Raw genomic sequence first — 13,763 nt, 5'->3', positions numbered from 1 at the left:
GGTGCGTCAGACCTCGACCGCCGCGGGCGTGGGGCCCACCGGAGCGGTCGGCGCGGTGGACGAGGTGCTGGTGGCGGTCGCGGCGGGAGCCACCGCGGGCGGCGCTCCTCGCGCGCGCAGCCCGAGGAAGTCGCGCCGGTAGATGCGCACCATGGCCATGAAGAGCGAGGCGATGAGCGGCCCCACCAGCAGCCCCATCATCCCGAACACCGCCAGGCCGCCGAAGATGGACAGGAAGACGAGCAGCGGGTGGAGCGTCATGCGCGAGCCGCACAGCCTCGGCCGGATGACGTTGTCGATGCTGCTCACCACGAAGGCGCCCCAGGCCAGGAGGAAGATGCCCTCGTTCACCTTGCCCATCATCAGGAGCACCAGGCCAATGGGGCCCCACACGAGCGCCGTGCCTCCCACGGGCACCATGGCCACCACCGCCATGGCCGCGCCCCACACCCCCGCGTGTGGCACCTTCACCAGCATCAGCCCCACCACCCCCAGCAACCCCTGCACGAGCGAGGTGATGGTGTTGCCATAGATGATGGCGTGCGCCACGTCGGTGAACTCCTTGGCGAACGCCTGGATGTAGCGCTTGTCCATGGGCACCAGCTGCGTGCCCTCGGCCCACAGCCGCCGGCCATCCAGGAAGAAGTAGTACATCGCCACGATCATCAGGAAGAGATCGACGATGAGCTCCGTGCCCGCGCCCAGGAGGTTGGTGAGCACCGACACCCCGCTGGACATCGCCTCCGTCAGCGCCTCCTCGGTGCGCGTGCCGTGCAGGCCCAGCGCGTAGCGCCGCAACCCGCGCGGCAGCCCCGCCGCCATCCGCTCACGCAGGTCCACATGGTCGAACACGACCTGCGCGTGCTCCACCAGCTCGAGCACCTCGCGCACCACCAGCCAGCCCACCACCACCAGCGGCACCAGGATGAGCAGGAACACGGCCATCGTGCTCAACCCCGCGCACACCGGCGCCGACAGCTTGAAGCGCGAGCGCGCCAGCGCGTCCTGCAGGGGCTGGAAGAGCACCACCAGGAAGCCCCCCAGCAACACCGGCATCAAGAACGGCAGCAGGATGCGCGAGAAGAGGATGAGCGCCAGGACGAAAAGTCCGGCGAAGATAAGATTGGAACACCGCTTCGTATCGAACCCCGTCACCACCCCACACCCCCACCCACACCAACCCCGCCCAGGACACGACAAACCTAGGAACCTCGTTTCCTCGCGGGAAGTCCATTCCCCCCCTTCGTGGGAGACAAGTCATGACTTCTGGACGGATCCCCTCGCCCCCACTCGCCGCCCTCCTCGTATCCCTGAGCGCGGCGGGGTGTGGCGGCTCATCCCAAGGCTGCATCCAGTGCTCGCCCGTCGACGGGCGCTATACCCTCGAGTTCGGCGACGGGATGACACCCGGCACGTGCCAGGGGGTGACGGTGACGTTGCCCCAGGGCTCCCTGGACATGACGCGCCAGGGCAGTGAGTTGACTGCCCAGTTGGACGGCTTGACGCTGCGCGGCACACTCTACGAGACGAACGACTTCAACCTGCTGGGCGGCCGCGTGGGGAGCATGGACGGGGGCACGGCGGACCTCGAGTCGGAGAGCCTGACGGGGCGCTACGTCGCCGGGGTGGGTGACGGAGGCGTGGACAAGCTGATCGGCGACTGGCAGGGCAACTTCGCGAGCACCTCGACGGGGAGCACCCGGAGATGCTCGGTCACCCGCCCCTTCACGGCGACCCGCCAGTAGACACCGGCGGGCGGGCACGTGCGGAGCGGGTCCGAGCCGCGAGACTACTTCTTCGCGGCGGCTTCCTTGGCGGCGGCCGCCTTGCGCTTGAGCTGGCGCTTCCACTTCTGGCGGATGATGTTCTGCACGCGGCGGTGCTTGCTCTTGCTACGGGCCATCTGGGTGACTCCTGGGTGAGGTAGGACGGACGAAAGCCGCCTACGTATCAGAACTCTTCTTGGAAGAGGAGTCCTCGATGTCCCGCCCCGGCTCCACCTCCGGCGCCGGCCGGGTGGGATAGGGAATCCCCTCGGCGCCCCGGAGCTTGGCGTGCTCGGGCTTGTCCCCCTCGGCCGGCTTGCCCTTCCCCCCGGGGGTGCCCGCCTGCTGGGCACGCTTCTTCACCGAGGAGAAGATGGGCTGGCAGGCGCTCACGAACCGGCGCACCTCGTCCAGGGGCAGCGCCGGCACGAAGTTGCCGTTGACCCCCGTCATCGACGTGGCCATGCACATGGCGTTGAGGATGGCCTCCTCGGTGGCCTCCATCACCGCCTCGTAGAGGGGATCCAAGCGCTGATCCAGGAGGATCTTCAGCTTGTAGACCATCTTCTGGGTGCGCCGGGGGATGACGTTGGCGGTGGAGAAGCCCACCACGATCTCCCCCGAGCCGTGCGCCGCGTAGCTGCCCACCCGGCCGATGCCCAGCGCCACGCGCTTGCACAGGCGGTTGATCTGATTGGTGAGCAGGGGCGCGTCCGTGGCCACCACGGAGATGATGGAGCCGTAGTTCTGCGTGCGCCGGGGCATGTGCTTGAACTTCTCGGCGAGCAGCTCGCCCACGGGCAGCCCGCCCACGCGCAGGTTGTGCATCTTGCCGAAGTTGGACATCACCAGCACGCCCAGGGTGTAGCCGCCCAGGGACTCGGGCAGCTTGCGCGAGGAGGTGCCGATGCCGCCCTTGAAGTCGCACGTGAGCATGCCGGTGCCGCCACCCACGTTGCCCTCGGCCACCGGGCCGTCCGAGGCCGTGCGGATGGCCTCGTAGACGTGCTCGCGCTTGACGTGCCGGCCGGAGATGTCGTTGAGGTAGCTGTCGTCGCACTCGCCGACGATGGGGATGATGACGTCGTGCTCGTCGCCGATGCCCGGGTTCTGCTCCACCATGTGGCGCGTCACCGCGTCGGACACCGCGCCCACGGCCATGGTGTTGGTGAGCAGGATGGGCGTCTCCACCAGCCCCCACTCCATGAGCTGCGTCATGCCGGACACCTCGCCGGCCCCGTTGAGCACGAAGCCCCCGCCCGTCATGCGCTCCATGAAGATGTCGCGCCGGTTGGGCAGGATGGCGGTGACGCCCGTGCGCACCGGCCCATGCCCCGGCCGCAGCGGCCCCTCGCCCTGGATGATGGTGCTGTGCCCGACGAGCACGCCCTCCACGTCGGTGATGGCGTTGTGCCGGCCGGGCTTGAAGCGGCCCAAGGGCAAGCCCAGCTCCCGGGCGCGCACGCGCTTCTCGGGGGTCTCTGACTCGGGAAGGTAGCCCATGGGACGCCAACCTAGCCGAGGCGCCCCCCCGGTCAATTGTCCGGAGGCCGGGACGACGGTTTCCGCTCGATCATCTCCCGGATGCGCGCCGCCAGCACGTCCAGCGCGAAGGGCTTGGTGATCATCTCCATGCCGGGGGCGAGGAACCCGCCGCGCACCGACGCCCCCTCCGCGTAGCCGGTGATGAACAGCACCTGGAGCTCTGGCCGGTGCTGGCGCGCCACCTCCGCCATCTGGCGCCCGTTCATCCCCCCGGGCAGGCCCACGTCCGTCACCAGCAGATCGATCCGCTCCTTCCCCTCGAGGATCGGCAGCGCCGAGCGCGCGTCCTTCGCCTCGAGGGCCGCGTAGCCCAGGTCCTCGAGGATCTCCAGCACCAGCATGCGCACGGCGGGATCATCCTCGACCACGAGGACCGTCTCCCCTTCCTGGGCGCGCGGCAGGGGCACGATCTCCGGCCTCGCCTCCCCCACCTGGGCGCCCGCGCCGACATGACGCGGCATGTAGAGCTTGATCGTCGTGCCCCGACCCACCTCGGAGTAGATGCGCACGTGGCCGTCCACCTGCCGGGCGAAGCCGTAGATCATCGACAGGCCGAGCCCCGTGCCCTGGCCGATGGGCTTGGTGGTGAAGAAGGGCTCGAAGGCGCGGGCGATGACCTCCGGGGGCATGCCATGGCCCGTGTCGCTCACGCACATGACCACGAAGTCGCCGGGCCTGAGCCCCTCCACCCCGCGCGCATAGGCCTCGTCCAGCCGCGTGTTGCGCGTCTCCACCGTGAGCTTGCCACCCTGGGGCATGGCGTCGCGGGCGTTGATGGCCAGGTTGAGCAGCGCGTTCTCGAACTGGTTGGCGTCCGTCCTCGCCGGCCACAGGACCGGGTCGAGCATCGTCTTGAGCGAGATGCTCTCGCCCAGGGTGCGGCGCAGCAGCTCCGCCATGGACATGACGAGCGCGTTGATGTCCGTGGGCTTCACGTCGAGCGACTGGCGGCGGCCGAAGGCGAGCAGGCGCGCGGTGAGCGAGGCGGCCCGGCGCGCCGAGTTCATGGTGGCGTTGATGTACTTGTCCACCTCCGAGTAGCGACCCGCCTCGATGCGCCGCCGCAGCATCTCCATGGAGCCGATGATGCCGCCCAGCAGGTTGTTGAAGTCGTGCGCGATGCCCCCCGTGAGCTGCCCCACCGCCTCCATCTTCTGGGACTGACGCAGCTTGTCTTCCGTCTCGCGCAGGGTCTGCTCGTGCTGGAGCTGCCGGGTGATGTCCCGCGTCACCATGCCGAGACCGAGCAGCTGGCCCTCTCCGTCACGCGTGGCGAACACGTTGTACTCCACCGGGATGTCCACCCCCGTCGTGAGGTGACGGAAGCGGCAGCGGCCCACCCACTTGCCTTCCCGCAGGGCCGTGGGCAGCGCCGTGCCCTCGATGAGCGGCCGATCCTCGGGCGAGAAGAACTCGAGCACGGTGCGCACGGCCACCCCGCCCGGTCCGGACAGACCGACCATCCTCCGGCCGGAGGCGTTGACATAGAGGATCCGGCCCTGGGGCTCGGCGATGCCGATGAAGTCGGGAGACTGGTCGAGCACGTCGAACAGCCGCTGCTGGAGCGCGGCGGTCTCGCGCTCGGCGGTGACGTCCCGGCCGATGGCATAGAAGACCTTGTCGTCGCCGGGCACCGCGGTCCAGGACAGGGAGCGGTAGGAGCCGTCCACGCGCCGCAGGCGGTTCTCCATGCGGTGCACGCGCTCACCCCGGCTCAGGCTCGCCACGACCGCTCCCACGGAGGCATGGTCGTCCGGGTGGATGAGGTCCAGGAAGTGGCTCATCAGCAGCGACTCCGCGTCGACCCCCAGCAGGCGGCTCCAGGCGGGATTGATGGACTTGAGGAACCCATCGGTGCTCATCACCCCCATCAGGTCATCGGAGTGATTCCAGATGCGATCCCGCTCCCGCGTGCGCTCCTCGACCCGCAGCTCCAGGCGCTTGTTGGCCTCGAGCAGGGCGCGCTCGGCGCGCTTGCGGTCCGTGTTGTCCAGGATGAAGAGGTAGACGCCCTGGACGTTGCCCTCCAGATCCCTTCGGGGAAAGAAGCGCAGCTCCAGCTCGCGCGGGCTGCGCCCCGGGATGTACAGCGGCGCCTCGAAGGAGGTCGCCTCTCCCTCGAGCGCGCGCCGGAAGTAGGGCTCGCGCAGCGCGAAGGCCTCCTCCCCCAGCAGCTCGAGCGCGGACTTGCCGATGATCCGATCCAGGGGCCGGGCGAACCACTCCTCGTAGGTGCGGTTGACGAACCGGTAGACGAGGTCGCGATCGACGTAGCCGATCATCTCCGGCGCCTGATCCGTGATCTGCCGCAGATCCTGCTCGCTCTCGCGCAGCCGCTGCTCGGCCTGGGCCCGCTCGATGGCCTCCCACGTGCGGACGGAGACCTCCCGGATGAAGCCCACGTCCGCCTCCTGCCAGGCGCGAGGCAGGGAGCTGTGCGCATAGACGAAGCCAACGAGCCGATCGTTGCGCATGAGCGGCAGGCCGGCGAAGCCGCGCATGTCCAGGGCACGGTAGTTGGGCAGCTCCGCGGCGGGGATCCACTCCGCCATCTCGGCATCCGTCTCCACGAGGGACTGGCCGCGCCTCAACAGCTCCAGGGCGGAGTCGAAGACGGTGAAGGGATAGCCGCCCGCGATGCCCGCGACCTCTCCGTTGGACCAGTCCTGCTCGACGGTGAGGATCTCGGTGTCCAGATCGACCAGGGCGAAGCCCACCCGGGACAGGCCCAACGTGCGGCCGATCAGCTGCGCGCCCAGGATGGCGATCTCACGCGTCCCGTTCAGGTTGCGCAGCCGATCGCTCAGCTCCAGCAGCGCGTGCTGGCGCAACTCCGCCCGCTTGCGCTCGGTGATATCGATGACGATGCCCGGAAACCGCACGGGCCTGCCCTGCTCGTCCCGGTAGATGCGTCCCCGGACCTGGATCCACCGCACCTCGCCCCCGGGCGTCACCCGGTACTCGCTCTCGTACTCGAGCTCCCTGTCGAGGCCGCGCTGGATCTCCCGCCCCACCCGCTCCCGATCCTCGGGGTGGATGCCGCCGAGGAAGGTCGCGAGCGGAGCCCCGGCGGTGGCCACCTCCGGCGCGACGGAGAAGAGCCGGGCGCAGCGGGCATCCTGGTAGAGCTTGTCGGCCAGGATGTCCCAGTCCCAGACGCCCACCGAACCGGAGGCCTTCAGGGCGAGCTGCAAGCGCTCATCGCTCCGGCGCAGCGCGGACTCGGCCAGCTCGAGCGCGGTGATGTCCCGGTTGAGGAGCGCGTAGCCGGTGAGGCGGCCCGCCGCGTCGCGCAGGACGAAGGCGTTGCAGTCCACCCGGATGAGCGCCCCGGTGCCATGGTGCTGGAGGTGGACCCGGCCCCGCCAGTGCCCCATGGCGCGCTGCATGGGCAGGATGACGTCCTGGAGGAAGCCGCGCTCCGCGGGCGGGAAGAAGTCCGCGAGGCCCATGGCGCGGATGTCCCCCTCCGGCAGGCCCACCAGGCGTCGCCCGGCCTGGTTGATGAACAGCCCCCGGCCCTCCGCGTCGGCGAGGCACACGAAGTCGGTGGATTGCTCGGCCAGGAGGATGAAGCGCTCGCGCTCCTCCTCGAGCCGCTTCTGCGGGGTGCGATCGCGCAGGATCTTCACGAAGCCGATGGGCGTGCCCCGCTCGTCCTTGAGCGGCATCATCTCGCCGCTCGCCCAGAACCGGGAGCCGTCCTCCCGCTGGTGCCAGCGCTCGTCGACGGCGCGGCCTCCCGCCAGCGCCTTGCCCATCTCCAGCTCCGGGATGCCCCGTGCCCGGTCCTCCTCGGTGAAGAACACGGCGGCCGGCTCGCCGCGGATCCGCTCCTGCGTCCACCCGAGGATGCGCCGGGCCCCCTCGTTCCAGTGCGTGATCCGCCCCTCGAGGTCCAGGGCGATCACGGCGAAGTCGATCGCGCTCTCCACGATCCGCCGGTAGCTCGCCTCCTGGGAAGCGTTGGGGTCGATCCCTCCCCGATGGAGCAACCCGCGCAGGCGCTCGACTTCCGCACGCAGGAGCCGCAGCTCATCGGCCTGGGAAGAACTCATCGAATGCTCGGCTCATGGGGGTGGATCCAGAAGACATGCCCATTTGTCGCCGCGCACGCAATGGGGAAATGGGCGGCGGAGGGCGCCTCACTCGACCGGGGTGAGCGCCAGACCCCTCATCAACATCCGCGTCTGCTCCCGGGCCAGCGCCTCGACCCCCGTGCTCAACCCCGTGTGCTCCAACTGGCGATCCACCCACAGTGAGGCCAGACCATGAACCAGGGACCAGCACGTGAGCGCGAGCGCATGGGGCTCGCCCGCGCGCACCTCTCCGGCCCGCTGGGCCTCGAGGAGGACGTCCACCAGCACCTGGAACGAGTTGCCCTCCTCCTGGGAGCCGGAGGGCGTCAGGGGCCGGGTGAAGTGGGGACCGAACATCACCCGGAAGTGCGCGGCGTTCTCCACGGCGAAGAGGACATAGGCCACCCCACAGGCCATCAGGCGTTGGAGGGGCGTCGGCTCCCGGGCCATGTCCTGGCGCATGCGCGCCGTCATCGAGCGAAAACCCTCCTCGGCCACCGCCGCCAGCAGCGCCTCCTTGTCCGCGAAGTGCCGGTAGGGCGCCGCGTGCGTCACCCCGGCCCGCCGCGCCACCTCCCGAAGGGACAGGGCGCCAAAGCCCTCCTGGGAGATGAGCTCCAGGGACGCGTCCAGCAGCGCCCGGCGCAGGTCGCCATGGTGATAGTGCGCCTTGTCCGCCACCTTCTTCCGGGCACCCCGCACCGCCATGCCTTCTCCTCTCCCCTTGGGCACACCACGCTCGGGCGACATGCCGGAGCACGGGGAAGGGGGCCCCGGCACCCTACATGTTGACACCGTCAGCACCAACGGAAGACTCCGCGCGGCGAGCGCGACAGGGGGGGCAACTATAAGGAGGGCTTCCCCTCTTGCCCGAAGACCCCATGACGCGTGCCGCCTCCGCCCTCCGTTCCGCCGAGAGTCCCTCCTGGCTCAAGGCCTACCGGGACCTGTCTCGGACCCATGGCTTCGAACCGATGCGCGTGGAGGGCCGGCTGCCCGAGGAGTTGAACGGGACCCTGGTGCGCGTGGGGCCGGTGGCGTTCGGCGTGGGGGGGCAGAGCTACGGCCATTTGTTCGACGGGGATGGCGGCGTGCTGGCAGTGCGCTTCGCGGGCGGCCAGGCCCAGGGGGCGGCGCGCGCCATCGACACTCCGAGCATCCGCGCCGAGCGCGATGCGGGCCAGGTGCTCTACAGCAACTATGGCACCCGAGCGCCCACGCTGTGGCGGCGGCTGTTCGGCGGGGTGAAGAACGCGGCCAACACCTCCCCCCTGGCGTGGGACGGACGGCTCTTCGCCCTGGTGGAGGCCGCCCTGCCCACGGAGCTGTCCCTGGAGGACCTGAGCACCCTGGGGGAGACGGACCTCGGAGGCGTGGTGGGACCGGCCTTCTCCGCCCACCCGCATCCCGTGGTGTCGCGGCGGGCGTCCTACAACTTCGGGGTGCGCTACGGGCGTGTCACCCAACTCGATCTGTACGAGCTGCCCGACGCCGGACCCGTGCGCCGCCTGGGCAGCGTGCCCCTGCCCGGTCCGACGCTGGTCCACGACTTCATCGCCACCGATCACCACCTGGTCTTCTTCGTGTCGCCGGTGCGCCTGAACCTCTTCCGGGTGCTGCTCGGCCAGGGCAGCGTGTCGGACAATCTCGAGTGGCGTCCGAAGCTGGGAACGGAGGTCCTCGTCGTTCCCATCGATGCGCCCGCCCAGGTGGTGCGCTTTCCGGCCGAGCCCTTCCATGCCTGGCACTTCGGCAATGCGTTCGAGGACGCCGGACTCCTCCACGTGGACTACGTGCGCTACCCGGACTTCGGCACCAACCAGTGGCTGGCCGAGCTGCCCCGCGGCTGGACCAGCACGGACGCCCAGGGCCGGCTGCACCGGGCGACGTTGGACGTGGAGGCCGGCTGGTTGCGCTCCGAGCAGGTCTCGGACCGAAGCTGCGAGTTTCCCAGTGCCACGCCGCTGCGGGCCGGGGCGCGCCACCGCTACACGTACGTGGTGGCGCACTCGGGCCCCGACACCTGGCGAGGAGCCCATGACGTGCTGGTGAAGGTGGACATGTGGACGGGCGCGGAGACGGTGGTGACGCTGGGCGCCGGGCACCATCCCGCCGAGCCCATCTTCGTCCCGCGGGCCGGGGGCTCGGCCGAGGACGACGGCTGGCTGCTGGTGCAGACCTACGATGCCACGAGCGACCGGACGTACGTGGCGGTGCTGGACGCGAAGGCGCCCGAGGCGGGACCGGTGGGCCGGGCCTGGTTGGATCACGCCTTCCCCTTCACCTTCCATGGCACCTGGGTGACGGCGCGCTGACGCCGGGGACCGCCACTGGCTACGTCCGTGCCGCGCCTCGTACACTTCCGGGCATGACGACCTCATCCCCGTCCGCTGTAACGACGTCCTCCGAGCATCCCCTGCTGGCCGAGGCCCGGCGCCTCGCACCCGAGCTGTCCGCCCGTTCCGAGGAGATCGAATCCGCCCGCCGGCTGCCCGCGGCGCTCGCGCGGGAACTGGCCGATGTCGGGTTCTTCCGCATGGTGCTGCCCGAGGCCTATGGCGGACTCGAGCTGCATCCCGCCCGGATCATCGAGATCGTGGAGGAGCTGTCCCGGGCGGATGGCTCGGTGGGCTGGAACGTGATGATCGGCGCGTGTACCGCGATGGTCGCCGCCTGGCTGCCCGAGTCCGCGGCGCGCACCATCTTCAATGCGTCGGACGTCATCATCGGAGGCGTGGCCGCGCCGACGGGACGCGCCGAGCTCGTCGAGGGGGGCTATCGCCTCACGGGCCGCTGGGCCTGGGCGAGCGGGAGCCAGAACTGCCGCTGGCTGGTGGGCGGCGCGGTGGTGACGAAGGACGGAGCGCCCCGCATGGTGCGCGAGGGCATGCCCGAGATCCGCACGTTCTGCTTCCCCGCCTCGGACGCGACGCTGCACGACACCTGGAACGCCATGGGCCTGAGTGGCACGGGCAGCGGGGACATCTCGGTGCAGGACATCTTCGTGCCCGCCGAGCGCTCCTTCTCCCTCGTCGCCGAGCGCCCGCGCCTGGACCGTCCCCTCTATGCCTTTCCCGCGATGGGGTTGTTGGGGGTGGGCCTGCCGGCGGTGGGGCTCGGCATTGCCCGCCGGGCGATCGACGAGCTCGCGACGCTGGCGCAGAGCAAGAAGCTCATGCCCACGGGACGCCTGCTGGCCACGCGCGGCGTGGTGCAGCACTCCTTCGCCGAGGCCGAGGCCACGCTGCGCGCCGCGCGGGCCCTGCTGCTGGAGACGGTGAACGTCACCTTCGAGGCGGGCGTGCGCCGGGAGCTGACGGTGCGCCACCGGGCCGAGCTGCGGCTGTCCTATGCCCATGCCATGCGCAGCGCGGCGCGCGTGGTGGATGCCATGTACGAGGCGGGTGGAGGTGTGTCCGTCCACCGCGCCTCCCCGCTACAGCGCTGCATGCGCGACGTCCACGTGGCCACGCAGCACGCCATGGTGGGCTCGGTGGTCCTCGAGACCATTGGCGGCGTGCTGCTGGGCGTGGATCCGGTCGCGCCCCTGCTGTGAGCCGCGGCTGCTACTGGAGCGCGCCGAGGATGGCGTCGCGCATGGACTTGCGGATGTTCAACAGGCCCGTGTTGGGAAAGGGCGCGCCGGTGGCGGTGGCCGCCCCGATGACGGGGTAGAAGGGATCGGCCTTCACGCCGGGCAGCTCATACACGTCCAGGTTGGCGGGCATGAGGTAGCGCGGCACCCGGCCCTCGGCGGGCGCGTCCTCGCCGAGGACGATCCACTGATAGGTGCTCGTGCGGGTCATGTACGCGACGAACGCCTGGGCGGCCTGCTCGCACGCCCCGGTGCAGCGCTCGCCCAGGAAGAACGAGTCGGTGAAGAGCAGGGGTTGATTGCCCTGACCCAGGGGCGCGGGGGAGATGCGCAGCGCGGCGCGGCTGTCCGCCGACGGGAGCTTCTTGAGGATGCCGTGCAGCCGCTCCGAGAAGCCCAGGGTGGCGTCGGCGCGGCCCTCGGCGAGCAGGACATCGGGCACGTCGAGGTTCTCCTCGGCGTCGTACGTGCCATCGATGCAGGGATTGCCCTCGGCGGTGGCGCAGGCGCTGGCGAGCTTCTTCATGCCGGCGAGCACGTCCGTGTCGTAGTGCTCGGTGGTGACGGCGGACTGCACGTTCGCGGGGCCGTGGGTATCCGTCCAGGCATCGAGGTAGAGCGAGGGCAGGTTCCAGCTCCCCAGGAGGTTGGCCGAGAGATCCATGGCGGGGGTGTTGAGCGCCGCGAGGGCCTGGACCAGCTCATCCACCGTGTGCGCGCGGCTCACGGCCTCGTCGCGGGAGATGATGTAGTGGGCGCATTGCCAGTGCGGCACGCCGTAGAGCTTGCCCTCGAACGTGGAGGCGGACACGCCCGCGGGGTGCCAGCGGGGACCCTCGGGGAGCGCGGACCAGGGCCGCACGGCGCCGGTGCCCACGAGCTCGCCGAGCAGGGAGGTGTCCACCTCGACGACGTCATAGGGGCACTCCCCTTCTCCCCGGAGCGAGCGCGCGAGCTGCGAGGGCTCGTAGAGATCATCCTGGAAGCAGGAGGGATTGACGTCGAGGTCCACCTCCGGGTGCTCGGCCTCGAACTCGGCCTCGACGCGCGCGGACAGGGCCTGGAACTTGTCCCCCGCGGCATCGGGAATCCACGAGTAGAGCGGGACGCGCAACACGATCCGCTCTCCCGCGGGCGGAGTCGGCGTGACCGGTGGCTTCCCACCGCAGCCGAGCACGGGACCCGCGACCACGCCCCACAACACCATCCACTGCATCCACCGCATGTTCTTCGTGACGTTCATGGAGTCTCCCCGACAGTCGATGCGACGGCTGCCGTTTACACCACTTGCGTCGAACGCGCGGTGGAGGCTCCGCGCCTCTGTTCACGAAGAAGAGGCCCCGTGGGGACTCACTGCTCCGGCACGGACTCGATGCGCAACGCCTCGCGGGCGAAGCGCTGCATGCGCTCCATCAGCGGGGGGATGACGTCGCGGAAATGACGGCCGGACAGGTCCGCCGCCGACTCCAGCTTCTCCTTGCAGCGCAGGTCCTGGCAGAGGTTGACGCCCACCCGGCGCTTGGAATTGACGTCCGTGGTGAGCAGCCCGATCTCGTTGGACGAGCCGTAGGAGTGGCACCAGTCGCACATCTGGGAGGGCGCGGGGCCTCCGTGCGAGTCGCGGCGGAAGGCGATGCCCATGGGCCGCTTGCCCTGCGGCGAGGGGCACACCAGGAAGACCCGGGTCCCCGCGGGCTCCACCCACGCGAAATAGTCCCGCACGAACAGCGGGAAGCGGATGTCCTTGGGAAGCTCGACCTTCTCCCGGTCACGGGGGCGGAAGGCCTGCAACAAGTCGTTCTCGGTCTCGATGAGGAACATGGTCGATCTCCTCACGGGGGCCTGGGCGCACCCGTGCACCGGCTACATAAGAGCATGGATGTTCAGCCGCTCGTGTCTTGCGGAAGCGAGCGCCCGCCTGACACCTCGCCTCGCGGGCGCTACGGGGTGGGGGGACCCTGGAAACCGTTGGCACGGAAGGTCAGCACCAGCGTATCCCGGTGCCCCTGCCCGGCCAGCGGCTGGATGGGCGTGCTCTCGTGGATGACGCGCTCGTCATCGAGCAGGAGCAGCGACCAGGGCTCGGTCAGCGTGAAGCGGATGCCGTGGGGGCCATGGGCCTCGAACACCCGCGTCTCTCCGCCCTTGATGCCCTCGCGCCCGATGAGCAGGACGGCGACGAAGTCCACGCCATCCCGATGCGCTCCCTCGGGCGTCGGCCGGCCAATGCCATCCGTCGTGTCGATGCGGAATTGGTGCGCCTCGACGAACCAGGGCCGCGCGCCCCGCAGCTCGGAGCAATACGCGGCGAGCCGGCTCAACAGGCGCGGCCAGACGGGCTGCGCGACCACGGTCGGCGTCATGGGCTCGAACCAGCGCTCCAGCCCGCCGTGCAGCGCGTTGTATTCGACCGGCTGCCAGTGCGCGCGGTGGGGCACCTGGGTGACGGCCGCCCCCTCGACGACGAAGCACGAATGCCGGCGCGAGCGATAGCGGCCCCCGTCGCGCAGGTAGGCGTCGGGCGGCAGCTCGTTCCAGGTCGGACGCAGGGCCTCGAGCGCGGCGGCCGAAGTCCCCACGTGTTCACACAGTCCCGCCCGGTCGAGCACGGCATAGCCAAGCTCACGCAGCGAGGAGGTGACGTGGGAAGGGGTGGTGACAGGCGGTGAGAGGCTCATGGAGGGGGCCCGGAAGGTGTCCGGGCTCTATCCACGAGCCAGGAAGAAGTCCAGCGGCGATGCCGGGAGGCGGGAGCGTGTACCCGCCTCCCACGCGGCC

11 protein-coding genes are annotated in these 13,763 nt (G+C 70.1%); 3 read left to right on the top strand and 8 right to left on the bottom strand.

Features of this window, described 5'->3' with window-relative positions; all coding sequences use genetic code 11:
• Positions 1–6: 6 nt before the first annotated feature.
• Positions 7–1,155 carry an AI-2E family transporter gene (locus CYFUS_RS19815; protein ID WP_095992119.1) on the bottom strand — a complete coding sequence of 383 codons (1,149 nt, stop codon included), beginning with the start codon at positions 1,153–1,155 and terminating at the stop codon, positions 7–9.
• Positions 1,156–1,259: 104 nt separating this feature from the next.
• Here CYFUS_RS19815 and CYFUS_RS19810 point away from each other — a divergent pair, with 104 nt between their 5' ends.
• Entirely contained in the window at positions 1,260–1,745 is a 486-nt protein-coding gene (locus CYFUS_RS19810) for a hypothetical protein (RefSeq protein WP_095986644.1), read from the top strand.
• 44 nt (positions 1,746–1,789) lie between these two features.
• On the opposite strand, the gene CYFUS_RS19805 is transcribed toward CYFUS_RS19810, so the two are convergent.
• The 4 genes from CYFUS_RS19805 to CYFUS_RS19790 all read right to left on the bottom strand — a co-directional run bounded on the left by CYFUS_RS19805 (position 1,790) and on the right by CYFUS_RS19790 (position 8,098).
• Entirely contained in the window at positions 1,790–1,903 is a 114-nt protein-coding gene (locus tag CYFUS_RS19805) for a hypothetical protein (protein WP_002623709.1), read from the bottom strand.
• Between the two features lie 40 nt (positions 1,904–1,943).
• Positions 1,944–3,269: a P1 family peptidase gene (locus CYFUS_RS19800; protein ID WP_095986643.1), complete on the bottom strand. Its 1,326-nt coding sequence runs from the start codon at positions 3,267–3,269 to the stop codon at positions 1,944–1,946.
• Positions 3,270–3,301: 32 nt separating this feature from the next.
• Positions 3,302–7,369 carry a PAS domain S-box protein gene (locus CYFUS_RS19795; RefSeq protein WP_095986642.1) on the bottom strand — a complete coding sequence of 1,356 codons (4,068 nt, stop codon included), beginning with the start codon at positions 7,367–7,369 and terminating at the stop codon, positions 3,302–3,304.
• A gap of 87 nt (positions 7,370–7,456) precedes the next feature.
• Complete coding sequence (locus tag CYFUS_RS19790) at positions 7,457–8,098, bottom strand: TetR/AcrR family transcriptional regulator (RefSeq protein ID WP_095986641.1); 642 nt, start codon at positions 8,096–8,098, stop codon at positions 7,457–7,459.
• Between the two features lie 158 nt (positions 8,099–8,256).
• Here CYFUS_RS19790 and CYFUS_RS19785 point away from each other — a divergent pair, with 158 nt between their 5' ends.
• Both CYFUS_RS19785 and CYFUS_RS19780 read left to right on the top strand, forming a co-directional pair.
• Positions 8,257–9,705 carry a carotenoid oxygenase family protein gene (locus tag CYFUS_RS19785; RefSeq protein WP_232537664.1) on the top strand — a complete coding sequence of 483 codons (1,449 nt, stop codon included), beginning with the start codon at positions 8,257–8,259 and terminating at the stop codon, positions 9,703–9,705.
• A 53-nt stretch (positions 9,706–9,758) separates the two neighbouring features.
• A complete protein-coding gene (locus tag CYFUS_RS19780; protein WP_095986639.1) occupies positions 9,759–10,946 on the top strand; it encodes an acyl-CoA dehydrogenase family protein in 1,188 nt (395 codons plus the stop codon).
• A 10-nt stretch (positions 10,947–10,956) separates the two neighbouring features.
• Here CYFUS_RS19780 and CYFUS_RS19775 read toward each other — a convergent pair whose 3' ends face one another.
• From CYFUS_RS19775 to CYFUS_RS19765, 3 genes are all read right to left on the bottom strand, one after another.
• Entirely contained in the window at positions 10,957–12,228 is a 1,272-nt protein-coding gene (locus CYFUS_RS19775; RefSeq protein WP_095986638.1) for an extracellular solute-binding protein, read from the bottom strand.
• Positions 12,229–12,335: 107 nt separating this feature from the next.
• Positions 12,336–12,806: an FBP domain-containing protein gene (locus CYFUS_RS19770; RefSeq protein WP_095986637.1), complete on the bottom strand. Its 471-nt coding sequence runs from the start codon at positions 12,804–12,806 to the stop codon at positions 12,336–12,338.
• 119 nt (positions 12,807–12,925) lie between these two features.
• Positions 12,926–13,663 carry a 2OG-Fe dioxygenase family protein gene (locus tag CYFUS_RS19765; protein WP_095986636.1) on the bottom strand — a complete coding sequence of 246 codons (738 nt, stop codon included), beginning with the start codon at positions 13,661–13,663 and terminating at the stop codon, positions 12,926–12,928.
• Between the last annotated feature and the right edge of the window lie 100 nt (positions 13,664–13,763).

Source organism: Cystobacter fuscus, from assembly GCF_002305875.1.
In the GTDB taxonomy this organism is placed as follows: Bacteria; Myxococcota; Myxococcia; order Myxococcales; family Myxococcaceae; genus Cystobacter; species Cystobacter fuscus_A.
The sequence above is the reverse complement of the archived record's forward strand: the minus strand, read 5'-3'. Positions and strand labels throughout refer to the sequence as shown.